General features: G+C 69.6%; 16 protein-coding genes and 1 pseudogene. 6 read left to right on the forward strand and 11 right to left on the reverse strand.

All coding sequences use genetic code 11. The annotated features are described in order from the left end of the window. Position 1 precedes the first annotated feature (1 nt). On the reverse strand, positions 2 to 3,661 hold the full coding sequence (locus GA0070619_RS09120) for a family 78 glycoside hydrolase catalytic domain (protein WP_197699623.1): 3,660 nt from the start codon (positions 3,659 to 3,661) through the stop codon (positions 2 to 4). A 385-nt stretch (positions 3,662 to 4,046) separates the two neighbouring features. Here GA0070619_RS09120 and GA0070619_RS09125 point away from each other — a divergent pair, with 385 nt between their 5' ends. Then, on the forward strand, positions 4,047 to 7,229 hold the full coding sequence (locus tag GA0070619_RS09125) for a penicillin acylase family protein (protein ID WP_088947659.1): 3,183 nt from the start codon (positions 4,047 to 4,049) through the stop codon (positions 7,227 to 7,229). 541 nt (positions 7,230 to 7,770) lie between these two features. Here GA0070619_RS09125 and GA0070619_RS32230 read toward each other — a convergent pair. After that, positions 7,771 to 8,052 carry a hypothetical protein gene (locus tag GA0070619_RS32230; RefSeq protein WP_157743959.1) on the reverse strand — a complete coding sequence of 94 codons (282 nt, stop codon included), beginning with the start codon at positions 8,050 to 8,052 and terminating at the stop codon, positions 7,771 to 7,773. Positions 8,053 to 8,282: 230 nt separating this feature from the next. Here GA0070619_RS32230 and GA0070619_RS32235 point away from each other — a divergent pair, with 230 nt between their 5' ends. The 3 genes and pseudogenes from GA0070619_RS32235 to GA0070619_RS34060 all read left to right on the forward strand — a co-directional run. Further along, entirely contained in the window at positions 8,283 to 8,450 is a 168-nt protein-coding gene (locus GA0070619_RS32235; protein ID WP_157743960.1) for a hypothetical protein, read from the forward strand. A 9-nt stretch (positions 8,451 to 8,459) separates the two neighbouring features. Next, positions 8,460 to 9,524 (forward strand): golvesin C-terminal-like domain-containing protein, encoded by a 1,065-nt coding sequence (locus tag GA0070619_RS09145; RefSeq protein ID WP_088947661.1) that lies wholly within the window; start codon positions 8,460 to 8,462, stop codon positions 9,522 to 9,524. Positions 9,525 to 9,700: 176 nt separating this feature from the next. Then, a pseudogene (locus tag GA0070619_RS34060) lies at positions 9,701 to 10,111 on the forward strand (alpha/beta fold hydrolase); the annotation flags it as partial. A gap of 48 nt (positions 10,112 to 10,159) precedes the next feature. Here the strand turns inward: GA0070619_RS34060 and GA0070619_RS33345 are convergent. Further along, positions 10,160 to 10,822 carry a response regulator transcription factor gene (locus GA0070619_RS33345; RefSeq protein WP_088947662.1) on the reverse strand — a complete coding sequence of 221 codons (663 nt, stop codon included), beginning with the start codon at positions 10,820 to 10,822 and terminating at the stop codon, positions 10,160 to 10,162. Then, the gene (locus GA0070619_RS09160) at positions 10,819 to 11,967 is read right to left on the reverse strand and encodes a sensor histidine kinase (protein WP_088947663.1); all 1,149 of its coding nucleotides are present in this window, start codon (positions 11,965 to 11,967) and stop codon (positions 10,819 to 10,821) included. The genes GA0070619_RS33345 and GA0070619_RS09160 overlap by 4 nt, the downstream gene beginning before the upstream one ends. Positions 11,968 to 12,162: 195 nt before the next feature. Here GA0070619_RS09160 and GA0070619_RS09165 point away from each other — a divergent pair, with 195 nt between their 5' ends. Further along, on the forward strand, positions 12,163 to 12,675 hold the full coding sequence (locus GA0070619_RS09165; RefSeq protein WP_231927346.1) for a DUF1772 domain-containing protein: 513 nt from the start codon (positions 12,163 to 12,165) through the stop codon (positions 12,673 to 12,675). 46 nt (positions 12,676 to 12,721) lie between these two features. On the opposite strand, the gene GA0070619_RS09170 is transcribed toward GA0070619_RS09165, so the two are convergent. The 5 genes from GA0070619_RS09170 to GA0070619_RS09190 all read right to left on the reverse strand — a co-directional run bounded on the left by GA0070619_RS09170 (position 12,722) and on the right by GA0070619_RS09190 (position 16,961). Continuing rightward, complete coding sequence (locus tag GA0070619_RS09170; protein ID WP_088947664.1) at positions 12,722 to 13,249, reverse strand: cupin domain-containing protein; 528 nt, start codon at positions 13,247 to 13,249, stop codon at positions 12,722 to 12,724. 177 nt (positions 13,250 to 13,426) lie between these two features. Then, complete coding sequence (locus tag GA0070619_RS09175; protein ID WP_088951659.1) at positions 13,427 to 13,711, reverse strand: hypothetical protein; 285 nt, start codon at positions 13,709 to 13,711, stop codon at positions 13,427 to 13,429. A 139-nt stretch (positions 13,712 to 13,850) separates the two neighbouring features. Then, positions 13,851 to 15,206 (reverse strand): ricin-type beta-trefoil lectin domain protein, encoded by a 1,356-nt coding sequence (locus GA0070619_RS09180; RefSeq protein WP_088947665.1) that lies wholly within the window; start codon positions 15,204 to 15,206, stop codon positions 13,851 to 13,853. Positions 15,207 to 15,477: 271 nt separating this feature from the next. Further along, positions 15,478 to 16,050, reverse strand: a complete 573-nt coding sequence (locus GA0070619_RS09185; RefSeq protein ID WP_088947666.1) for a DM13 domain-containing protein — start codon at positions 16,048 to 16,050, stop codon at positions 15,478 to 15,480. Between the two features lie 131 nt (positions 16,051 to 16,181). After that, positions 16,182 to 16,961 (reverse strand): glucose 1-dehydrogenase, encoded by a 780-nt coding sequence (locus GA0070619_RS09190; RefSeq protein WP_088947667.1) that lies wholly within the window; start codon positions 16,959 to 16,961, stop codon positions 16,182 to 16,184. 131 nt (positions 16,962 to 17,092) lie between these two features. On the opposite strand from GA0070619_RS09190, the gene GA0070619_RS09195 reads away from it, so the two are divergent. Continuing rightward, positions 17,093 to 17,737, forward strand: coding sequence for a TetR/AcrR family transcriptional regulator (locus GA0070619_RS09195; RefSeq protein WP_088947668.1), 645 nt, complete (start codon positions 17,093 to 17,095; stop codon positions 17,735 to 17,737). A 56-nt stretch (positions 17,738 to 17,793) separates the two neighbouring features. Here GA0070619_RS09195 and GA0070619_RS09200 read toward each other — a convergent pair whose 3' ends face one another. Both GA0070619_RS09200 and GA0070619_RS09205 read right to left on the reverse strand, forming a co-directional pair. After that, positions 17,794 to 19,968 (reverse strand): HelD family protein, encoded by a 2,175-nt coding sequence (locus GA0070619_RS09200; RefSeq protein WP_088947669.1) that lies wholly within the window; start codon positions 19,966 to 19,968, stop codon positions 17,794 to 17,796. Positions 19,969 to 20,358: 390 nt separating this feature from the next. Continuing rightward, positions 20,359 to 22,206: a glycoside hydrolase family 15 protein gene (locus GA0070619_RS09205; protein WP_088947670.1), complete on the reverse strand. Its 1,848-nt coding sequence runs from the start codon at positions 22,204 to 22,206 to the stop codon at positions 20,359 to 20,361. Positions 22,207 to 22,936 lie beyond the last annotated feature (730 nt).

The raw sequence follows: 22,936 nt of genomic DNA on the forward strand, positions 1-22,936 counted from the left end.
GTCAGGCCGCGGGCATCGCCCAGACGTCGGCGATCGACGGGTCGTACCCGGTGCCGGTGTCCTGATACCGCACCCGCACCACGCCGTCGCGGGTCGCATCCGGCAGGTTCACGACGAACTGGTAGCTGACCGTGCCCGGCCCGCCCGCGGTGCGCTGCCACGAGCGGGTGTGGGCCACCACCCCGTCCACGATCACCTGGTAGTCCTTGAGCTGCGGCCCGTCGTACGTCTCCACCGAGCGCAGCGCGAACGGCTCACCCGGTTTGACCGCGAGGTCGAACTCGAACCAACCGCCGGGGCGGGTCACGTCGGTGTACCGGCGGGTCAACCCGGCCTCGGTGCTGGTGGCCGAGTAGGCGGAGGCGGCGAGTCGGTGCGCCTGCTCGGACGCCGTGACGCCGAGGTCGACGTGGTCGTACGCGCCCGTCGGTGGGACGACAGCGAAGGAGTAGGAACCGGACCCGATCTCGTACACGGCGACCGCGCCGTCCATCCGGACGAACCGCACCCCGGCAGCCTGCTCCGCCGGCCGGCCGCCCTCGGTGACCGCCTCACGCCCGGGCGTCGGGAAACGCACTGTGGCCGTGGTGTTGGGCGGCACTGTGAGACGCAGCCGCATGTCGCCGCGTGCGTCGAGGTCCCAGTCACTGCCGATCGTTCCGTACGCCGAGCGGTACGACGCCTTGGCCGAGGTGAGCCCACCTCCCGGCTGAGGGGCGAACGTGACGTGCTCGTACCCGGGGTTGGCGGCGTCGGGCTGGATGCCCGCGACCGTCCGGTACATCCAGTCGCCCACCGCGCCGTACGCGTAGTGGTTGAAGGAGTTCATCCCCACGTCACCGAAGCTGCCGTCGGGTTTGATCGAGTCCCAGCGCTCCCAGATCGTGGTCGCGCCCTTGCCGATCTCGTAGCCCCACGACGGGTAGGTGTCGTTGAGCAACAGCCGGTAGGCGACATCCAGGTGCCCGGTGGCGGTCAGCGCCGGCAGCAGATCCGGGGTGCCGAGGAAGCCGGTGGAGAGGTGCCAGTCGTGCCGTTGCACGTTGGCGACCAGCCGGTCGGCGGCCCTGGCCCGCAGCGGATCGGTCAGCAGGCCCATGCCGATGGCCAGCACGTACCCGGTCTGGCTGTCGCCCTGCACCGTGCCGTCGGCCGCGACGTAGGCGTTGACGAACGCCTGGGTGATGGTCTTGGACAGCGCCGCGTAGCGGGTCGCGTCGGCGTCGCGCCCGATGGCGGCGGCCAACTCTCCCAGCAGCCGGATGCTGTACGCGTAGTAGGCGGTGCCGACCACGCCGGCCGGCGTCGGGTCTTCGAGGTTGAGCCAGTCGAGGTACGGGCCGGCGTTGGTCCGCAGGTTGCCGGAGCTGGTGCTCTCCAACCAGGACGCGTACCGCACCATCGACGCGTAGTGCTCCTCGACGACCCGGGTGTCGCCGTAGCGCTGCCACAGCGCGTACGGAACGGTGATCCCGGCGTCGGCCCAGCCGGTCGCGCCGTCCCCGCAGCAGGCGCGCGGCGCGACGTCGGGGTACGCGCCGTTGGCCGACTGCGCGTCGCGCAGGTCCTGCAACCACTTGCTGAGGAACGTCAGGCTGTCCATGTTGAACGTCGCGGTGTTGGCGAAGACGTTGATGTCACCGGTCCAGCCGAGCCGCTCGTCGCGCGCCGGCGTGTCGGTCGGGATGGAGAGGAAGTTGCCGCGCTGCCCCCAGGTGATGTTGCTCTGCAGTTGGTTCACCATGGCGTTGGAGGTCTGGAACTCGCTGGTGAGGTCCCCGTCGGTGTGCATCACCAGCCCGGTGACCGAGGACAGGTCGGGGGTGCCCGGATAGCCGGTCAGCTCGACGTAACGGAAGCCGTGGAAGGTGAACGTCGGCTGGTAGACCTCGGCCCCGCCGCCCCGCAGCGTGTACTGGTCGGTGGCGCGTGCCGAGCGCAGGTTGGCGGTGTAGGCGGTGCCGTTCGGGTTGAGCACCTCGGCGTGCCGGATGCGCACCGTCGTGCCGGCCGGGCCGTTGAGCTTCAGCCGCACCTTGCCCACCATGTTCTGGCCGAGGTCGAAGATCCAGGTGCCGGGGGTGGGCTGGGTCAGCGTCCGGGCTGGCAGCTCCTGCGTGACCCGCACCGGTGGGTCGACCTGGGCGACGATCTTGTCGGTGGCGTCGACGTCGTCGACGGTGGCGGGCTTCCAGCCGGCGTCGTTGAACCCGGGCCGGTCCCAGCCGGCCGGCAACCGCCGCGCGTCGTAGGTCTCGCCGTGAATGAGGTCGCTCTGCAGGAACGGCCCGCCCGTGACGCGCCACGAGCCGTCGGTGCCGACCGTCGCGCTGCGTCCGTCGGTGTAGTCGATGACCAGCTGGGCGCTCAGGTGCGGCCGGGAGCCGTAGTTGTCGGTGCCGAACCAGGCGATGCTGCCGGCGTACCACCCGTCGCCGAGCAGGGCGCCGAGGGCGTTGTCGCCCGGTTGGAGCTGACGGGTCACGTCGTACGTCTGGTACTGCACCCGCTTGTGGTAGTCGGTCCAGCCGGGCGCCAACTCGTGGTCGCCGACCCGCTGGCCGTTGAGGGAGAGCTGGTAGACCCCGAGCGCGGTGGCGTAGATCCGGGCCCGCGCGACAGTGCCGTCGACGCGGAAGCCCCGGCGCAGCAGCGGGTTCGCGTCCAGCGCGGTGAGCATGGCCTCGGTGTCTCCGCCGACCCGCAGGCCGGCCGCGGTGGGAGTGCCCGCCCCGAACGGGTTCACCCCGTCGGTGAGCGGGGCCGTGAAGAGCGTCTGGCCGCCGCTGGTCACCGAGAAGTTGGAGAACACGCCGGACTCCAGCCCGTTGGTACGCAGGCCGACCGAGCCGGCCTGGTGCGCGGTGCTGGTGGTGACGTCGACCTGTGTGCCGTCGACCCAGGTGGTGATGGTGTTCCCGGCCGCGGTGATGCGAAGGGTGTGCGGCGTGGTCAGCCTGTCGGCCGGGACGACTCCACCGAGCGGCACCTCCTTGAGCACGGTCCAGGCGCCGTTGACCCGGGCGTGCGGGCGCAGTTTGGCACTGCCGTTGGTGATGGAGAACTGCCACATGTACGCGTTCGCCGCGCCCCGGGCACGGAGGTAGATCCCGGCCGCGTCGCGTTCCAGCCGTACCGTCGTCTGCACCGTGTAGTCGGTCCAGGACTCGGTCACCGACGGCATGCCGATCCAGTCGGCCTGCCAGCCCGCGCCACCGCGTACGCCGGTCTCCCAGGACGCGGGCGTGCTCCAGCCGGAGGCGTTGCCGGCGGTGTCCCAGACCTGGACCTGCCAGGCGTACCGGGTGCGGGGTCGCAGTTGCGGGCCGGCGTACGGGACGAGGACGCTCTGCCGCGACCGGACCCGGCCGCTGTCCCAGACATCGGGGGCGTTGAGGCGCTCCGCGCTGGTGGCGACGCGCACCTGGTACGACTCCTGGAGCACGCCCCGGGCGGTGGCGTCGATCCGCCAGCCGAGTCGGGGCTGCGCCACGTCCAGGCCGATCGGTTCGGTGGCGCGTTCGGTGGTCAGGTCGGTCGCGGTCAGCGTCGCGGCTGCCGGCGCTGCGGTGGCCGGGCCGGGAGCCACCATCGGCGTCAGGCCGAGCAGCAGCACGAGAAGCGCGGAGGTTGCGGCGCGACGGCGCGTTCTGCGCATCATTCCAGGGCCTCATCCTTCTGGGCGGCGGTCTCCCGGCACGGGCGCAGGCGGGTGGTTGGCCCGGAACGGGGGAGGGGCGGTGGGCTGGGATGAATCGTTTCAGTATGTGTTTCACGAAGATTACGCGCTCCCGTTGGTCAAGTGAAGACGTTCACAGTAATCAATATGAGCTGGCTCGAACCGACGTCGGCGGACGGCGAAACGTCGGCATTGGCAGCTGGTGCACGAGAACTATCCCGAAGGGTCGTCCTGTGCCGATCATTGTCGAGATCGACGTGAGTCTTTCTCGCCTCCGGGTAGGACGCCCGGGCACGGATGGCGACAGGTCGGCACCGGCAGCCGGGCGTACCCGAACGACCCGACTCCGCGTCCCCGGAGGACCGTCATGCCCAGACCCGCCCTGCGCGCCCGGCTCGCGGCGCTCACCACCGCCGTCCTGACTGCGAGCGTCCTGACGGTCATCCCGCCGTCACCGGCGCTCGCCGCCACCTTCACCCCCGACGACTACTGCCTCGGGCAGTGCGCCGACATCCTGCCCCCCGGGCAGAACGGCAACGCCACGCTGGTCGACATCCTGGCCCACCAGGCGCTCGGCACCCGCCCGGCACACTCCAGCGACCAACTCGACGAGTACGCCAACCTGGTCTACAACTACGCCGGGCTGACCGACGAGCAGATCGCCCACTTCTACAACGACGCCTCGTTCGGCGTCCCCGCCGGGCAGGTCGAGAGCACCGTGTCGCCGCGCTCGGACGTCACCATCGTGCGGGACAAGGCCACCGGCGTCCCGCACGTCACCGGCACCACCCGCGGCGGCACCATGTTCGGCGCCGGCTACGCCGGGGCTCAGGACCGGCTCTGGGTGATGGACCTGCTGCGGCACGTCGGCCGCGGCAACGTCACCTCGTTCGCTGGCGGCGCGCCTGGCAACCGGGAGCTGGAGCAGAGCGTCTGGGCCAACTCGCCCTACACGGAGGCGGACCTCCAGGCCCAGGTGGACGCGCTGCGCACCAAGGGCGCCCGGGGCCAGCAGCTCTACACCGACGTCGTCGACTACATCGCCGGCATCAACGCCTACATCGACAAGTCGATCGCCGACGACAACTACCCCGGCGAGTACGTGCTGACCGGTGCCGGCAAGCCGACGCACTTCACCATGACCGACCTGATCGCCACCGCCGGCGTGGTCGGCGGGCTCTTCGGCGGAGGCGGCGGCAGCGAGATCCAGTCCGCGCTGGTCCGGGTCGCGGCCCGGGCCAAGTACGGTGCCACCGAGGGCGACCGGATCTGGCAGGGATTCCGCTCGCAGAACGACCCGGAGACCGTGCTGACGCTGCACGACGGGCAGAGCTTCCCGTACGGCGCCACGCCGAGCGGCGCGACCAGCGCGGTGCTGCCCGACGCCGGCACGGTGACGCCCGAACCGCTCGCCTACGACGCCAGCGGCGGCGCCGCCGCCCGCACCGGCGCCAGCACCGCCACCAAGGACCTGCTCGGCGGGCTGTCCAACCTGCGCGCGCACGGCATGTCCAACGCGGTGGTGGTCTCCGGCCGGCACAGCACCACCGGCAACCCGGTGGCCGTGTTCGGCCCGCAGACCGGCTACTTCGCCCCGCAACTGCTGATGCTCCAGGAACTCCAGGGGCCGGGGATCAGCGCGCGCGGTGCCGCGTTCGCCGGGCTCAACCTCTACGTGCTGCTCGGTCGTGGCCAGGACTACGCCTGGAGCGCCACCTCCGCCTCCCAGGATCTGACCGACACGTACGCGGTGCCGTTGTGCACCACCGACGGCAGCGCCCCGACGCTGCGCAGCAACCGCTACCTCTACCACGGGCAGTGCCTCGCCATGGAGACGCTGGAGCAGCGGAACTCCTGGAAACCGACGCTCGCCGACTCCACCCCGGCCGGCTCCTACACACTGCGCGCGCTGCGCACGAAGTACGGGCTGGTGGCCTACCGGGGCCTGGTCAACGGGCAGCCGACCGCGTTCACCAAGCTGCGGTCCACCTACCGGCACGAGGCCGACTCGGCGATCGGCTTCCAGGCCTTCAACGACCCGTCGGCGATGGGCAGCGCGGCGGCGTTCCAGGCATCCGCGGCGAACGTCGGGTACGCGTTCAACTGGTTCTACGTCAACTCGACCCAGGCGGCGTACTACAACTCCGGCTCGAACCCGCTCCGGCCCACCACCGCCGACCCGAACCTGCCGACGAAGGCCGAGCAGGCCTACGAGTGGGTGGGCTGGAACCCGGACACCAACGACGCGACCTACACCCCGGCATCGGCCCACCCCCAGTCGGTCGACCAGGACTACTACGTGAGCTGGAACAACAAGCAGGCGCGGGACTTCGGTGCGGCCGACGGCAACTTCAGCTACGGCGCGGTGCACAGGGCTCAACTGCTGGACGGTCCGGTGCGCGCCGCCATCGCCCAGCGCAAGCTCGGACGCGCCGACGTCGCGAAGATCACCGCAGACGCGGCGGTGACCGATCTGCGCGGCCAGCAGGTCCTCGGCGAGCTGCTGCGGGTGCTCGACAGCACGCCGGTCACCGATCCGGCGCTGACCGCCGCCGTGAGCAAACTGCGGGCCTGGCAGCAGGCCGGCACCCGCCGGGTGGAGACGGCACCCGGCTCCAGGGTCTACCAGCACGCCGAGGCCATCCGGATCTTCGACGCGTGGTGGCCGCTCCTGGCCGCAGCCCAGTTCCGCCCCGGCCTCGGGCCCGACCTGTACGCCGCCCTGGTCGACGCGATCGAGGTGAACGAGGCGCCGTCCGGTGGCCAGAACGGCGGGCGTGACGGCGCCGTGAGCTGGGCGCCGCAGGGGCAGGCACACAAGGGCTCGTCGTTCCAGTACGGCTGGTGGGGCTACGTCGACAAGGACCTGCGCACCGTGCTCGGCGACCCCGTCGCCGGCGGGCCGGGGCGCGCGTACTGCGGCAACGGCAACCTCGGCGCGTGCCGGCAGGCCCTGCTCGACGCGCTCGGCCAGGCCGCCGCGGTGCCGGCCGCGACGGTCTACCCGGGTGACGCGTCCTGCGGAGCCGGCGACCAGTGGTGCGCCGACTCCATCGCCCAGTCCGGGCTGGGCGGCATCACCCAGCCGCTGATCGCCTGGCAGAACCGCCCCACCTACCAGCAGGTCGTCTCGTTCCCGGCGCGACGTGGCGACAACCTCACGAACCTGGCGCAGGGCCGTCCGGCCACCGCGTCGAGCACCCAGTTCCTGACCAGCAACACCCCCAACAAGGCGGTCGACGGCAGCCTCGGCAGCCGGTGGTCCAGCAGCTACAACGACAACCAGTGGCTCCGGGTGGACCTCGGCTCGACGCGGACCGTCAGTCGGGCGGTGCTGCGCTGGGAGGCCGCGTACGGCAGCGAGTACCGAATCGAGGTCTCCAGCGACGGCACCTCCTGGCAACCGGTGTTCAGCACCACTTCCGGCAACGGCGGCGTCGACAACGCCACCTTCGCCCCGGTCAATGCCCGTTACGTGCGGGTGTACGGAGTCAAGCGGGCCACCTCGTACGGGTTCTCGCTCTACGAATTCGAGCTCTACGGACGGTGACCACAGCCGGAGGGGCCGGCGGAAACCACCCGCCGGCCCTTTCGGGGCGTGCGCAGCGCCATGGAGCGCGACCGTGTCCGACCACCACCTCGATCACCTCACCTACGAGGATGCCGACAAGTCGATCGCCGACATCGGCACCTGCTCCACCTGACGAAAGAGCAGCCTCCGGACGGGCGCGGTTAGAAGTCTCCCGAGGTCCGCGCGTACACCCTATTTCTGCTCGGCTCATTCGTCGGGAGCTGTCGCCCGCGGCGGCGTGGAGGGCCAGCAGTCGGTAGTAGTCGAAACGGGGCTTGCCGGGGGTGATCACGACGAGGAAGTCGGCATCCTGGCCGTCGGCGGGGGCGAAGGCGTGCGGAATGTTCGGCGGGACGAAGAGCGCGTCTCCCTTGTGCAGAGTGTGCACCTCAATGCAGGTGTGGCGGCGCGCACCGTCGGTGCCGTGCTTGAGCAGGGTGCGGTTGCTGGTCAGGGCGGAGGAGCTGTTCCAGTGCGACCAGATCCTCAGCAAGGGGCCGGGCGAGCACGCGGGCGTCGACTATCGACAGTCCTGGGCGTTCACCCAGGCCATGCGAGGTGCCGACCTGGCGTGACGGCGGGAACTGGCCGGAAGGACCGTGGCTGACGTCCGGGCCAACCGCGTGGCGGCGGCGAACATCACCGCGAAGCCGGTGGCCAACTCGCCGCCGTTGATCGAGCCGGCCAGGCTGGCGGCGGCCACCTTGGCCACCACGAAGAACGAACCGATCACGGCATCCCGGCCGGAGCCCCAGCGGAACAGCGCGGAGACCAGGAGGACCAGGAAGCTCGCCGTGAACATCTGACAGGCATCGCCGGGCCGCACGAATGGGCCGACCGTCGTGAGGCCGAACGCTATCGCCACCATCGCGAGCGGCTTCGTACGCCGCGAAGGAGCGTCGGCAGCAGCGCGAGCGCGACGACGACGCAGCCCACCCGCCACGGCAGATCGGGCCGGAGTATTCCTTCCAACATGATCGCCGGCGCGATGACTGCGATCAACGCCCAGTCGCGCCACACATGGGACCGAACGTGTGGGACGCGCGGCTCGCCAACACAGTGCGTCACCTGACGATTGGTGCACCGGGCGGCGCGCTGGCGGAAACCTCCGGCGATCAGATCACGACACGTAGACATCTTTCAAGACCATCGATGATCCGCTATATTTTGCGCATCGTTGATCTCTTCGGTTTCCCTTGAGAGGTGCACATGTTCGACGACTTGGCGCTGCGGCGGCGTACCCTCCTGGCGGCCCTCGCTGGTGCTGCGGCCGTCCCCATTCTCGGAAGCCCCGCGCGGGCCGCGTCGCCCAAGGTCTACATCGACCCCGGTCACGGCGGCACCGACTCTGGGGCGGTCGGCAACGGGTTGCAGGAGAAGGCCCTGACGCTCGACATCTCCCTGCAACTGCGCAGTATTCTGCTGGCCAACTGGAACGTCGACGTCCGCATGTCCCGAACGACCGACATCACTCGCAGCCTGGCCTACCGCACCGATGACGCCAATGCCTGGGGCGCTGACCTCTTCGTCAGTGTGCACATCAACTCCGGGGGCGGCACCGGCTTCGAGAGCTACCGGTACCTGACGGCGGACGCCGCCACCACCAACCTGCACAACGCGTTGCATCCGAGAGTGATCGCCGGTATGCGGTCGGTCGGTGCAGTCACCGACCGAGGGCTGAAGAGCGCCAACTTCCACGTGCTGCGCGAGACGACCATGCCGGCGGTGCTCACCGAGAACCTCTTCATCGACACCGTGGCGGACGCGAACCTGCTCAAACGGGCCGACTTCATCACTGCCACCGCCCGCGCGCACGCCCAGGGCATCGCCAGCTATCTGGGACTGGGCAGTACCACCCCGCCCACCTTCAGCGTCATCGTGGACAACGCCACCGCAGGACGGTTCACGGCGAGCGCCAACTGGGGGAGCTCGGCCTACTCCAGCCAGCGCTACGGCGCTGACTACCGCTTCGCCAGCCCCACCCCCGCCAGCGACGCCGCCTGGTTCAAGGTCGACATCCCGGCGGCCGGGAACTATCGGATCGAGGTACGGCACCCGGCCGACCCGGGTTACAACAGCACCACCCCGCACGTCATCGTCACCGCCTCCGGCAACCAGACACTCAACGTGGACCAGCGCTCCAACGGTGGCGTCTGGCGTTCGCTCGGCACCTTTGCGCTCGCTGCCGGTGACCGCAACCTGGTTGCGGTGAGTCGGTGGACCAGCGCAGCCGGCTACGTCGTGGCCGACGCCGTCCGGGTTGCCCGAGTCTGAGGCGTGTTTCGTAAGTCAGGCCGGCAGCGTCGAGGTCACGGCGTGGCAGTGATCGATAACAGAAGATGTCTCCGGTATTTGTTCTGCGACCAAGCAGGAACTTCGCACTCGAGTTGATATCCCCGCGTCTGAGCGCCGCCCGTGTGGGAGGCTCGTCGCCGTGGGGCAGTTGATCAATGTGCGGGACGGGTCCGTCTGGGCCGAAGACACCGGGGGCGGCCTGCCGCCGGTCGTGCTCCTGCACCCAGGGCGAGGGCGATTCTCGCATCTGGGACCCCGTCTGGGAGCGACTCGCCGGGCAGCGCCGGCTGATCCGGTACGAGGTGCGGGGCTTCGGCCGCTCCGCGCCGCCGTCCGGGCCATTCTCCCGGTTGGACGATCTGCGTCGGGTGCTTGACCGGCTCGGCGTCGGGCCGGCATTGTTCGTCGGTTGCAGCATGGGCGGCGGCACCGCGCTCGACCTCGCCCTCGCCGAGCCGGATCGAGTTCGCGGGATGGTGCTGGCGTGCCCCCGGCATTTCCGGTGCCCCGCCCGCCCACGATCCCGACGACGAGCCGGACAGCGTCGACCCAGATCGATGATTGACGATAGAGGGTCGGGGCGCGCACCACGACCGATGCTCGCCGACCCAGGCTCAGCCGTCGCCGGGTCGGACCAGCCCGCTCTCGTACGCGATGACCACGAGCTGGGCGCGGTCGCGGGCGTTCAGCTTGTGCAGCAGGCGACTCACGTACGTGCGGGCGGTGTCGGGGCTGAGATGCAGGGCCGCCCCGATCTCCACGTTCGACCGTCCGGTGCCGACCTGTGCCAGGACGTCGCGTTCCCGCCCGGTGAGCCCGGTCAGCCGGGCTGGATCCGCGACGGGGGAGCGGGCCGCTGCGGCGATCACCCGCCGGGTCACCGCCGGTGACAGCAGCGCGTCCCCGCCGGCCACCACGCGGACGGCGTCCCGCAGGGCGTCGGGCGGGGTGTCCTTGAGCAGGAAGCCGGCGGCGCCGGCGCGGATGGCCTCGAAGAGGTACTCGTCATCGTCGAAGGTGGTCAGCATGACCACCCGAACGTCGGCCAGCGTCGGGTCGGTGAGTATGCGGCGCGTTGCCTCGATGCCGTCGCCACCAGGCATCCGGACATCCATCAGGACGACGTCGGGCCGCTGCTCGCGGGCGACTGCCACGGCGGCCCGGCCGTCGCCGGCTTCGCCGACCACTGTGATGTCCGAGGCGCGTTCCAGCAACGCGCGGAGTCCGGTGCGCACCAGGTGCTGGTCGTCGACGAGGACGACGCGTACGTCGCTCATGCGGCGATCCCGGCCAGCGGTAGGTGGACCGAGACCCGGAAACCGCCGTCAGCGGCCTCGCCGGCATCGAGGGTGCCGCCGAGCAGGGCAACCCGCTCCGACATGCCGCGCAGCCCCTGACCCGTCTCACCTGCCGCGCCGCCGGCAGATCCCCGACCATCGTCGACGACCTCCACCGACAACCCGGACGGGGTCGCCCGGATCGTCACCGTGGCGCGGGTGGCGTGGGCGTGGCGCAGCACATTGGTCAGTGCCTCCTGCACGATCCGGTAGACGGTGCTGCCGACCACCGTGGGCAGGGCGTCGACCGGGCCGTCGAGACGCAGCTCGACCGGCAGCCCGCCTCGGCGGACGCCCTCGACGAGCGTGCGCAGCTGGGTGAAACCGGGGGCCGGCTCGCGCGGCCCGGGCTCGCGACGCAGGGTGCCCAACGTGGCGCGCAGCTCGGCCATGGCGCTGCCGCTCACCGAGTGGATCGCGGCCAGGGCGGCCTCGGCCTGCCCGGGCTCGGCATCGGCAAGTGCCTCCCGCGCCACAGCCGACTGGAGGGTGATCACCGAGATGGTGTGTCCGAGCGTGTCGTGCACCTCCCGGGCGATGCGCAGCCGCTCGGCCTCGACCTGCCGGGCGGCCTCCCGGCGGCGTTCCTCGGCCGCGAAGGCGGCCTGCCGGGCCAGCGCGGCCCGAAGCGAACGCCGGTTGCGGACGGCGTCACCCAGAGCGATGACGGCGAGTATCAGGGCTGCCTCGGAGCCCAGACCGGCACCGATCACGACAGAGATGTCGTCTCCCTCGACGAGCCGGGCGGCCACCGAGACGATCAGCAGACTCCCGCCGACGGCGGCGGCCGGGACCACCCGGCCCCGCTGCGCGGCCACGTAGAGGATGGGGGCGGCCGGGGCGGCCACGCCGACCGGCGGCAGCTCCAGGGCGTAGTAGCCGAGGATGCCGGCGGCCGTCGCCAGCAGCGCGGGGACCGTCCAACGCCGGGCCACCAGCAGCAGTACGGCCAGTCCGACCCCGAATCCGCCGGCCAACGCCGCCTGGGAGGTTGACGCGCCCTCGGTCACGACCGCCGCCGTGACCAGGCCCAGGATGGCCACGGCGAGCAGCGCCTCGGTTCGGGTGGGTGAGGTGGCCTGCACGTTCGTGAGCCTAAGTCGGTGCGGGCCCGCGCCGCTGCCGTCCGCAGGCATCATCCCCGCCCCGGCCCGTACGTCGAGAAGCGATGCCAGCTCGCGCGTCTGCGCGGCAGACGGTCCCGGGTTGGCGACCTAGCGTCGACGGCGACCGCACAGATCGTGCCCACCGGGGCCCGAAAGTCAAGGAGAAGTGCTGCTGTGTCCCGTATCAAGCTGACCTGGATCGTGCTCATCGTGCTCGTCTGGGCGGCGATGATGTCATTTGGTGGGGTCGCGGCCGAGACCGTGATGCTCTACCCGAACATCTTCGGGGATGCCCCCGCCTCGCTGGACCGGGCCCGTGAGTTCCTGGTCGCCGGCGGCCCGAGCGACTACTTCCCGCCGCTGGGCGCCTCGGTCGTCCTGACGAGCCTCGCCGCGACCGCCCTCACGTGGCGCAATCGGCGACTGCGGTGGTACGTAGCCGCCGCCGCGGTGGTCTTCATCGCCTGCGAGTTCCTGTTCTCGGTGGTGTTCTTCTGGCCGCGCAACGAGATCATGTTCGTCGACCCGGTCGGCACGCACTCCCCGGAGTATCTGCGCCAGGTTGCCGAGGAGTTCGTCGCCGGCCACTGGGTACGCCTCGTCGGCGGAGCGGTGACGTCCGCGCTGGCATTCACCGCCCTGCTGCGCTTCGCCCGGGACACGGCGCCGGTACGGGTCGAGCGATGAGCGCCGGACGTCGTACTCTCGGTTTCTCCTGGCCGGCTCTGGTCGGTCAGAGCATCTCGGTGCGGTACTCGGGTGCCAGATCGGTTGCGCGTTGCCGGCGCTCCGCCATCTCGTCGTCGGTGAGCTGCGGCGGCGGTGCGTCCTTGCCGGCGACCTTGTCGCCGACGCGGAGGAAGTATTCGTCCTGGCCTGCGGGGGTGCAGACGCACAGCATGCGGGCGGGTGCGCCGGAGGTGTTGCGGAAATTGTGCGGCGCGTTGGCCGGGATGTTGACTGTGGAGCCGGCTCGGACGAGGTGCTTCTCTCCGCGGAAGGTGAACTCGATCTCGCCTTCGAGAATGGTGAACATTTCCTCGAAGTCGTGCCGGTGTGGCGGCGGTCCTCCGCCGTCGGGGATGCGCATGTCGATGAGGCAGTACTGACCGTTGGTCTGCTTGCCGGTGATCAGCATGGCGTAGGTGCCACCGGCGAGAGAGATGTAGGTGGTTGCGGGGTCGTCGGGGTTGGCCACGGTCAGGGTTCGGCTCGGATCGTCGTCCGGGATGGCCGGGGTGGCGCGCTGGCGGTCGGTCATGCCGCTGTCCTTCCTGCCGTGGTTCTTCCGAGTAGGCGCGCAGCCTGACCCGAGGTGATCCTTGGTCTCCGGGCTGCGCGGCCCTGCCCGAATCCTAGAATCACCGTCACCTCTGAGGTGAGCGGACAGCGACGGCCGCGCCGAATTCCGACGGGCGAGAGGATGTTGGCAGCGGTGTTACCGCTGAAGGTGGAGCCCGGCGGCGATGCGGTCCACCGCCTGCTTCGCCTCGACCAGGCTCGCGCCGGTCTGCTGGCGGTACACGCGTACAGCCTGGATCACCTGGCCGCTCTCCAGGTGCCGGACCACTTCCGACTCCACGGGCGCGACGATGCCGAGGTGATCCATAACCAGGTCGAGCTTGCGCTGCACTGCCGCGAGCTGGGTCGCCGAGCTGCGCTTCTCCTGGAACCAAGCTCCGACCGCTGCCCCGACCGACCCGATCGTTGCGATGACGAGCAATGTTGCTTCCCACGGACCCATCAGCACATCTAATCAGCGGTGCGCAACCGGGACACTGCGCGCCCCTGGCGGCACAGCGGCCGTGCGCCGCCCGGGACAGGACCCCCGGGCGGCGCGTGGCCGGCACGGCGAACCGGCGCTAGTTGCGCGTGCTCCACTGCTGGTTGGCGCCGCCGTGGCAGGCCCAGAGGTGTAGTTGCGTCCCATTGGCCGTGCCGGAACCGACGGCGTCGAGGCAGAGCCCTGACTGGACGCCGGTGATGGTGCCGTTGGAGTTCACGTTCCACTGCTGGTTCGGTTGACCGTTGCAGTCCCAGATGAGGACAGCGGTGCCGTTGCTGCTGCCTGCCCCGCTGGCATCCAGGCACTTGTTGCCGTAGACGGTCAGGGTGCGGTTGGCGGTATGGGTCCAACGCTGGTTGGTGCCACCGTGGCAGTCCCAGAGTTGCGGGCGGGCGCCGTTGCTGGTGCTGGAGTTGGGGATGTCGATGCACCGGCCGGACTGGCTACCCGCGATCAGCACGTTCTGCTGGCCCGGCGGTGGGGTCGATGGTGGCGGAGTGGTGGGCGGCACGGTCGAGCCGAACTGGGTGAAGAAGCGCCACACCTCCTGCTTGACCCAGCTCCGCGCGCCGCTCTCACAGCCGGCGCACCCGTCCACCGGACCTTGCTGGTGGCCGCCGTCGAACGCGGCCCAGACCACCGGGTATCCGGCCTGGCAGGAGTATGCGGTGGTGATGTGGGTCCGGCTGCCCGCCGCTGGTTCGGGCGGGTTCTGCGCGGCGCAACCGTTGTTGCGGACGAACCTGTCGCGCAGCGACCGCCCGCTCGGGATGTTGTCGTTGATGCCGTGAATCCCCAGGTACGCCACCGGCTGGGTGCCGCCGCTGCATCCGCTGATCGCCCCCGGGGCCGCGATTGCCGCGACCGCGCGGAACACCGTCGGTCGGGAACACGCCAACGAGTAGCTCATCGCGCCGCCGTAGCTGAACCCGACCGAGAAACGTTGCGTGGTGTCGACGCAGAGAGCGTTCTCGATGACGCGGATCATGTCGTCGGTGAAGGTCACGTCCTCGCCGTTGGAGTTGCCCCAGCCGTTGTTGAGGCCCTGCGGGGCGACGAAGATGGTGCTGTTGTTCGCCTGGGAGAGCATGCCGTAGTAGGCCCAGGCGGCTCCGTCGGTTCCACCCGACGCGACCTGGTTGGCGGTGCCGCCAAGCCAGTGGAACCCGAAGGCCAGCCGGTGGGCATAGGTGTTGTTGTAGCTGTCGGGCAGCCGAAGGATGAAGCTGCGGCTCTTGCCGCTGCTCTGGATGGTGTGGGTGCCGCTGTTCAGTCCGGGCGCCTTGCCGCACCCGGCGGTCGCTGCGGCGGCTCCGACGTTCGCGGCGGACGCAGTGGTGCTCAAGCCACTGGCCAGCGCCGCCGCGCCCACGGTCACGACGACGACTGCCGCCGTCGCGAGAAAACCAAGGATGGGTCTGCGTCTTGTCATGATGGGGCTCCCGCCACTCGGCACGAAATGGTTGGACGAGGTCCGCGGCACCCGGCCGGCTCATGGACACAGGTCCCCGCCACTGGTCCCGCCGCCCACGCAGGACCAGTCGGTCGTCGAATCGATGTGGCCCACGCCGTGCGCGCCCGAGCACCACGTGACCGATCATCTGCGGCGCCGCAGCACTTGGCTCGACGTCGAATCGATTCGCTCCGACGCTAGATTGCACAGTGAAAGATGTCAATGCCATGTCCGGCAGGTTGCGGCCTGATCAGGTGCTCGTGAGGTCGGCCGCGCCGAAGGAGACCGCGAACCGCTTGCACCAGATGGAGACGCTGCGGAAGTCGCGCGGGTCGACCGAGGCTGGTAGCTCGTACACCTGGTTGCCCTTGTTGCCTTTGAGCTTTGCCAGCTCGACCCATTCGCCGTCGTCGAACACCCGCCAGCCGGCCGTGCCCCGGGTGACCGGTTGGTCGGTCAGCCACACCCGCAGGTCCGGTCCGTTCGACGTCTTCAGGTCCTTCACGACGAGCTGGTGGCGCCCGTTGGCGAGCCGGACGATCTCGGCGCTGCCGGTCGTCTCGTGCTCATGGGTGACGAACTCGCCCGCAGCCAGGATCTCGTTGACCGCAGGGGCGGTGGCCGATGCCGTGGGGGACTGGGGCGTGGACATCGGCGTCGTGGCGGCCGGTGTCATCACCCCGGCGGGAGGAAGCGCTTCGTCGACGTACGTGTCGGTGAACAGCTTCCACGGCTGGAACCAGTAGGCGGCCAGGACCGCCACGACGACAACGGCGGCGAGACCAGCCAATGCCACCGGCGACCGGAAGATCGATGCCCTCATTCCCGGAGCGTACGACCGCCGCGACCGTCGAACTGGCCACGAACCCTTTCGGAACTCTTACGACTCTTCACCGGTTGAGGGCGTAGTCGTCGTCTGAACCCGCCCAGGAGGTTCGCATGCCAGTCGGTTGCTCATGCGGTCTCAGCCTGAAGGGCGGGGCCGAGGAGGAGGCCACCGTCGATGACGTACTCCGAACCCGTGATGAACGAGGCGTCCGACGACGTGAGGAACAGGAGAAGCCGAGTGACGTCGGTCGGTTCCCCAAGCCGGGGGATGGCGAACGGCTCGGGTGAGTAGAAGTCGGCGATTGCCATGGTGGCGCCAGCTGCTGGTTCCTGGATGAAGGGGGTCGCGATCACGCCGGGGTGGATGGTGTTCACACGGATGTGGTCGCGGCCGAGCTCGAGCGCCGCCGTTCGTGTGAGACCACGCACGGCCCATTTGCTGGCGACGTACGGCGCGTAGTGCGCCGTGCCGCCCAGGCCCATCGTCGAGGCGATGTTGACGATGGTTCCCCCTGCCGCTCGGCGCAGAGCGGGGGCGGCGACCTTGATGCCGAGGAAGGTCCCTGTGAGGTTGATGTCGAGGATGCGCGACCACGTGGCCCGGTCCGTGTTCTCGATCGGCGCCGGCGGGTTCTGGACGCCTGCGTTGTTGACGAGCACGTTCAGGGCGCCGAAGGTGCTTTCGGCGGCCTGCACGGCGGCGGACCACGACCTTTCGTCGGTGACGTCGAGGCGGGTGAAGCGAGCACGGGTCCCGAGCTCGTCGGCGAGAGCGGCGCCGCGTTCGGCGTCGATGTCGCCGATCACCACGTTCGCTCCCTCCGCGTGAAAGGCGCGTACGTGGCTGGAGCCCTGGCCGCCGGTCCCACCGGTCACGAGCACGGTCTGGTTGTCGAAGCGGTTCATCAGATGTTCCTTCGGTACAGGGGTGACCGACCGGGAACGCCGGCCGATGGTGAGTCGAGCGACTCACCACTGACCTGACACTAGGTCGGCGACAGTGGTGAGTCAAGCCACTCACCTCGTATGCTCGGTCCATGAGCAGGGTCGTGACGACGTATCACCAGCGTGTGGCCCAGGAGAAACGCGCGCTGATCGTGACGGCCGCGACGGCACTGTTCCTCGAGTTGGGCTACGACCGGACGTCGTTGGCGCAGATCGCAGAGCGCTCGGGCGTTTCGCGCGCCACCTTGTTCAAGCAGTTTCCGAGCAAGGCTGCCCTGTTCGACGCCATCGTCACCGAGTCCTGGGCAACAGCTGACGAAGAGGAGCCCCCACCGGCGGGCAACCTCGTCGACGGGCTCAGGACCATCGGTCGCCGCTACGCCGAGCTGTTGAGCCAACCCCGGATGACCGACCTGTTCCGAATCGTCATCGCCGAGCTGCCGCGATTCCCCGAACTGGCCCACGCGCAGTTCTCGCACGGGAAGATGCCCTACTTCGAGTCCGTACGCGGCTACCTCCTGGCCGAGCACGAGGCGGGAACGGCGCGGGTCGAGGACGTGGAGCTCGCAGCCACCCAGTTCCTGGGCATGATCTCCAACTACGTCTTCTGGCCGACACTCCTCGTGCCGGGCTGGGAGGTGAGCGCCGAACGCGTCGCTCAGGTGGTCGACGAGGCCGTCCGCACCATCGCCGCCCGGTATGCCGCGACTGGACCAGACACGTCCACCACCGACTGACCCCGCCAACCGCAGGCCCAGGCCCGCGACCACACCCTCGTCTGTGAAGAGCCCGACTACCGCGTGAGTATCAGCTGTCCGAGTTCCTGGGTGCATCGGGTGAGCGCGACGTAGAGCCCGTTCCAGCCGCGCGGTTCGGCGGCGATGCCCTGAGGGTCGATCAGTAGCGTCGCGTCCCATTCCAGTCCCTTGGACTGGGTCGCGGTGAGCACTGGCACATCACTCAGCACGGCCCGGAGTCCGGCGACGCGGTCGGCGGGGGCGATGACGCCGACCATGCCGCCCTGCCATCGTTGCTGGAGCTGTCGCACTGCCTGGGCGGCGGCGCCGGCAAGCTCGCCGGGGGTGATCGTGAGCTCCCAGGGGGCGATGCCGGAGGATCGCACCGCTCGTGGTGGCGTGTTGTGGCTGCCAGCCTTCTTCAAGACCGGTTCGGTGAGGTCCATGACCTCACGCGGGGTCCGGTAGCAGATGGTCAGTTCCGCGGCGGTCCAGCGGTCTCCGAAAGCAGCCTGCACCGCCTGCGCCCAGCTGGTGTGCCGGTGCGCTGCCTCGGCCTGGTCGATGTCGCCCACGGCCGTGATGGAGCGACTGGGACAGCGCCGCAGGATCATCTGCCACTGCATCTCGGACAACTCCTGCGCCTCGTCGACGACGACGTGGCCGTACACCCAGCCGCGCTGCCGGCGAGCGTGGTCGGCGACGAACTCGCCCTGTGGTTGCGGGGCGTCGACGTCGCCGAGCAGGTCGGCGAGGGCGTCGAGCAGGGGAATGTCGCTCGATGCCCATGGGACCGGCTCGGCCGCGACGGCGGTGATCTCCTCCGGCGACAGTTGCGGGGCGATCCGGGCCAGCAGGGCGCGGTCGCTCAGGAGGTCACCCAGCAGGGTTTCGGCGTCGAGGGTGGGCCACCATGCCTCGACGAACCGGGCGATGGTGGCGTTCTCGGCGATACGGGTATGCAGGTGTTCGATCTCTTCCTCGGAGAGCAGCCCGTCGACGTCGCTGCCCGTGGACGTCCGGAGGGGACGGTGGTCATGTTCCATCCCCTTGTCGACGCGGGCGAGGATGTCCTCGAAGCCCTCCTCCATCTCGTTCATCAACGTCTCGCGCTGCTCGGCGACGGCGTCGGCGAGGAGGTGGTGCAACTGCTCGGCGAACGCCGCGCGAGCCCGGTGGTAGGGGCGTCCCTGCACCGCCGAGGCGAGCGCCTGCGCCACCGTCGCGGCGTCGATGACGTAGAAATCGCCCTCCCAGCGCAGCTTCAACTCACGGGGTCGGGGGAGCAGCGACGCGACGTAGCTCTCGAGCGCGGGCTGCCAGAGGGCGCGGCCCTTGATCTCGGCGAGAAGCCGGCTCTCGTCGCGGCCCACACGGATGTCGGCCAGCAGGGTGTCGCAGGTCGCCGAGACGACGGCGGTCTCACCGAGGGCGGGTAGCACCTGGCCGATGTACTGGAGGAAACGCGGCGAGGGGCCGAGGACCAGGACCGCCTGCTCGGCCATCTTTCGGTAGGTGAACAGCAGGTAGGCGACGCGGTGCAGCGCAACCACGGTCTTGCCGGTGCCGGGACCGCCCTGAACGACCAGCGGGCCGGTCGCCCTGGCCCGGACGATGTCGTCCTGTTCGCGTTGCAGCGTGGAGATCGCCGTCGACATGACACCGGTGCGCCGCTGGTCGAGGGCGGCCAGGAGGGCTCCCTCACCGACGAGTTCCGCCGTCATGCTCCCGTCCAGCGGCTCGTCGTCCACCCCGACGACGGTCGACCCGTTCGTGCGTACGTGACGCCGTCGTGCCTGACCCTGGGGCTCGACGGCCGTCGCGGTGTAGAACGGCCGGGCTGCGGGAGCGCGCCAATCCACCAGCAGTGGCTCACTGTCCTCGACGTCGTCGCGGAGACCGACACGGCCTACGTGTCGCACCGTGCCATCAAGGCCGTCGAGGCGACCGAAGACCAGCCCCTCCCGAGCTCGCTGCAGCTCTTCGTACTGCTGACGGAGCATGCGCTGCCGGGCATGTTCCAACGCGTCCAGGGCCTCCGACGAGAGCTCGACCTCCAGGTGCTCGGTCAGCCTGTCGCGCCGGGCCGTGGCCATGTCGAGGAACGCCTGTTCCTCGGCGATGGCAGATTGGCGGGCGACGCCCTCCGGGGTGGAGGTCGGCGGTTCGCCGCCCGGTGTTACTCCGCTGGCATCGGCAGTGCCGTTGTTCAGGGCAGAATTCCGGCGCATTCGCAAATCCTCGTATGGGTGTTCCCCTCGGCCCCGGATGAGCCGCAGTGCATTCCGCCGGCAAGCATAGGGAGCGTTTCTCTCGTCGGCCAGGAACTCCGCCGACCGAGATGGGAGTCTCAACGCCTTGCAGTTCCGGGTCGCTTGTGGCCTCACCCAATCGTGATTTTCTTATTGACAGCTCTGGCAATATCTGATCTGCGGCTGCATTTCCACCAGCCACACGTCGCCCACGATGTAAAGCCCCGACGACAGCATCATCGGGAGGGGGTCGAGAGGCGGACCGTCAGGTCGCAGCCGGCCGGCACCCTGACGGTGCTGCGCAGCAGGTCCGTGCGCGTCAAGCCCATCCCAGCGTCGGGTAGCACGGCCGACCGGAGCCTGCCCGTGTTATCGGCGACGCCGGGCGTTGGCCTCGGCGTCGAGCAGATCGTTGAGTGTCAGCGCTGAGTTGATCAAAGAAAGATGGCTGAACGCCTGAGGATAGTTGCCGATCTGCTCCCCGGTCGCGGCGATCTCCTCGGCATAGAGGCCGAGGTGGTTGCTGAAAGTGAACATCTTCTCGAACGTGAGTCGGGCGTCGTCCAGGCGGCCGGAACGGGCCAACGCCTCCACGTACCAGAAGGTGCACATGTTGAAGGTGCCCTCGTGACCGGGGAGACCGTCGGGGGAGTGGACCGGGTCGTACCGGTGCACCAGGCTGTCGGAGACCAGTTCGCGCTCGATCGCGTGCAGGGTCGACTGCCACAGCGGGTCGCTCGGCGTGACGAAACCGACTGACGGCATGGCGAGCAGCGCCGCGTCCAGCACGGACTCGTCGTACGCCTGCACGAAGGTGCCGCGCTCCCGGTTGTATCCGCGGGCCATGACCTGGTCGTAGATGCGGTTGCGTTGCTCCGTCCAGCAGGTCATGTCCCCCGGGCGGCCGGTGCGGGTGGCCAGCCGGATGGCCCGGTCCAGCGCGACCCAGGACATCACCCGACCGAAGGTGTAGTTGCGGGGGTGGTGGCGGCTCTCCCAGATGCCGGCGTCGGGCTGGTCCCAGTTGTGGCAGAGCCAGTCGACGAGCCGGACGGTGCTCTTCCACACCTGGTGCGAGACGCGGATGCCCTGCTCGTCGGCGAGGTGCATGGCGTAGAGCGCCTCGCCGTGGATGTCGAGCTGGATCTGGTCGGCGGCGCCGTTGCCGATCCGCACCGGCCGCGAGCCCCGGTAGCCCTCCAGATGGTCCAGCACCTCCTCGTGCAGGTCGGAGGAGCCGTCCACCCGGTACATGATCTTCAGAGGATCCTGGTGCTCGCCGGCCTCGCGGATCCGCTCGTCCAGCCAGTTCATGTACCGGCTGACCTCCTCGGTGAAGCCGAGGCCGAGCAGCGCGTGCACCGAGAACGACGTGTCACGTACCCAGGTGTAGCGGTAGTCCCAGTTGCGGGTTCCGCCGACCAGTTCGGGTAGCGCGGCGGTGGGGGCGGCGATCATCGCGCCGGTCGGCGCGTACGTCATGAGTTTCAGCGTGATGGCGGAGCGCTCTACCATCTCCCGCCAGCGGCCGGTGTAGCTGGAGCGCTCAAGCCAGCGCCGCCAGTAGTCCTGGGTCCACTCGAACATGCCCTGGACCTCTTCCGGCGAGAAGATGCGCGGCTCGGTGCCGGCCGTCTCCAGGACCACGCCGCCGGTGTCACCCTCGTTGAGCGTGCCGTACGCGACCAGGTCGCCGCCCTCGAGGCGGACGTCGCCGTGTTCGGCGAGCAGCCGCCGCACCGGGTCGACCGGGTTGAACGTCATCGTCATCGACCGGCTGCGGAAGAGGTAGCCATTGGGGTGGCGTTCCAGCTGGTGCTCTTCGCGGGCGTAGTCAAACCGCGGCCGGCACTCCACCCGGAAGCGCATGCTCCCCCGGACCATGTTGACGATGCGGACCAGGCGGTGCGCGTCGGTGGCCCGCTCGCCGGTGACCGGCATGAAGTCCATCACCTCGGCCACCCCGTCGGCGCTGATGAACCGGGTGATCAGGATGGGCGTGCCGGGCAGATAGAGCTGCTTGGTCACGTACCGCGTGTCGTGCGGCGCGATCTGGAAGTAGCCGCCCTTCTCCTTGTCCAGCAGCCCGGCGAAGACGCTCGGCGAGTCGAAGCGCGGCGCGCAGAACCAGTCGACCGTCCCGTCGCACGTCACCAGCGCGGCGGTCTGCAGGTCGCCGATGAGTCCGTGATCCTCGATCGCCGGATAGCTGTCCACGTCTCTCCCCGGGTCGGCTGCGTCCTGCGCATCGAATCTAGGGGGAGAATTGCCGAGTTAGGTGGGATTCGCGTTCAGCCACCCTGTCGCGTACCCCGAGGTGCCTCGACCCCCCGACCGGCACCTCGTCCAGCCGACCTGGTCGGACTTGGTGATCTCGGGGCGGTGGTGTTCATCGCCGCGACCGCCGGATAGCGCGTGATCTCCGTGATGTCCGAATGCATGCACTTGGTGCAGCCATGAGACCGTGCTGGCGACGAGGCGGTTCCCGGTCAGCCGCCGGGCTTGGCGGGAGTGGCGGTGAAGGCTGGAGACCGTCGATCGGACGGTCCCGGCGTTGCGCTACCGTCAGGGTGCCCACACCGGCGTCGAGTAGCCCGCGTCCGTCGGCTGTCGATGGCCCGCACTGCCCAAGAACCCAGGGAGATACCGATGCCGGAGCCTGAGCCCGTCGAAGACGCCCACGCGGCGGACGCCGACACCTCAACCACGGACGAGACCGACCAGCCTGCCGTTCCCTCGAATCGGGCTGCCCGTCGCGCGAAGGGCAAGGGCGTCTCGCCTCAGCCGCACGGAAAGGGTCAGCACCTCGGCGGCCGGGGCTCGGTCCAGAGCCCGCGCCAGTACGGTAATCGCCGAAGCGGCTGATCGCCCGTCCCGGGTTCCGCGCGTATCAGTCGGCGGGCTGTGGGAGGGCAACCTCGCGCGGCGGTGGTGGGCGCCTGCGACG

The sequence above is a fragment of the Micromonospora zamorensis genome (assembly GCF_900090275.1).
GTDB classification, from domain to species: domain Bacteria; phylum Actinomycetota; class Actinomycetes; order Mycobacteriales; family Micromonosporaceae; genus Micromonospora; species Micromonospora zamorensis.

What these genes read in the sequence shown, in the direction of transcription:
- GA0070619_RS09200 (WP_088947669.1), bottom strand. Translation starts at nt 19,968, where the DNA reads ATGCGCCGGAATTCTGCCCTGAACAACGGCACTGCCGATGCCAGCGGA.
- GA0070619_RS09145 (WP_088947661.1), top strand. Translation starts at nt 8,460, where the DNA reads ATGTTCGACGACTTGGCGCTGCGGCGGCGTACCCTCCTGGCGGCCCTC.
- GA0070619_RS09170 (WP_088947664.1), bottom strand. Translation starts at nt 13,249, where the DNA reads ATGACCGACCGCCAGCGCGCCACCCCGGCCATCCCGGACGACGATCCG.
- GA0070619_RS32230 (WP_157743959.1), bottom strand. Translation starts at nt 8,052, where the DNA reads ATGTTCACGGCGAGCTTCCTGGTCCTCCTGGTCTCCGCGCTGTTCCGC.
- GA0070619_RS09185 (WP_088947666.1), bottom strand. Translation starts at nt 16,050, where the DNA reads ATGAGGGCATCGATCTTCCGGTCGCCGGTGGCATTGGCTGGTCTCGCC.
- GA0070619_RS09125 (WP_088947659.1), top strand. Translation starts at nt 4,047, where the DNA reads ATGCCCAGACCCGCCCTGCGCGCCCGGCTCGCGGCGCTCACCACCGCC.
- GA0070619_RS09120 (WP_197699623.1), bottom strand. Translation starts at nt 3,661, where the DNA reads ATGATGCGCAGAACGCGCCGTCGCGCCGCAACCTCCGCGCTTCTCGTG.
- GA0070619_RS09180 (WP_088947665.1), bottom strand. Translation starts at nt 15,206, where the DNA reads ATGACAAGACGCAGACCCATCCTTGGTTTTCTCGCGACGGCGGCAGTC.
- GA0070619_RS33345 (WP_088947662.1), bottom strand. Translation starts at nt 10,822, where the DNA reads ATGAGCGACGTACGCGTCGTCCTCGTCGACGACCAGCACCTGGTGCGC.
- GA0070619_RS09195 (WP_088947668.1), top strand. Translation starts at nt 17,093, where the DNA reads ATGAGCAGGGTCGTGACGACGTATCACCAGCGTGTGGCCCAGGAGAAA.
- GA0070619_RS09190 (WP_088947667.1), bottom strand. Translation starts at nt 16,961, where the DNA reads ATGAACCGCTTCGACAACCAGACCGTGCTCGTGACCGGTGGGACCGGC.